The 560-nt window shown below is 53.9% G+C and carries 1 protein-coding gene; it reads left to right on the forward strand.

What is annotated here, in order from left to right; all coding sequences use genetic code 11:
- Nucleotides 1-123: 123 nt before the first annotated feature.
- Nucleotides 124-560 (forward strand): nucleotidyltransferase family protein (locus tag ACTHUR_RS16925; protein ID WP_440399853.1); only part of this gene is annotated, 437 nt, incomplete at its 3' end.

Raw genomic sequence — 560 nt, forward strand, 5'->3', positions numbered from 1 at the left:
GCTGTATTTTCGTAGGCAATTCAAATCTTTGGCATAAATAAAGGTCTCAGGCCGTCTGAAAAATGAAACCGATGTTTCAGACGGCCTGAGACTTTTTCTGTTTCACACATTATAGGCACACCCATGAAAGCAATGATATTGGCCGCCGGTCGCGGCGAACGCATGCGCCCGCTGACCGACCACACGCCCAAACCCTTACTCGAAGTAGCAGGCACGCCGCTTATCGGCTGGCACTTGCGCCGCCTGCAACAAGCCGGTTTCACTGAAATCGTCATCAACCATGCCTGGCTTGGCCAACAAATCGAAGATACCTTGAAAGACGGTTCGGACTACGGCGTACGCATTGCCTATTCTCCAGAACTCGCCGGAGGCCTGGAAACCGCCGGTGGCATTGCCACCGCCCTGCCTCTTTTGGGCGACGAGCCGTTTTTGGTCGTCAATGGCGATGTGTTGACTGACATTGATTTCCAAGCTGCACGACTGGCTGCCCAGCGTATGCAGGAACACAACCTTCTCTCCCATTTATGGCTGGTGGACAATCCACCCCACCATCCCGAAGG

This window comes from Neisseria sp. P0021.S007, assembly GCF_051956855.1.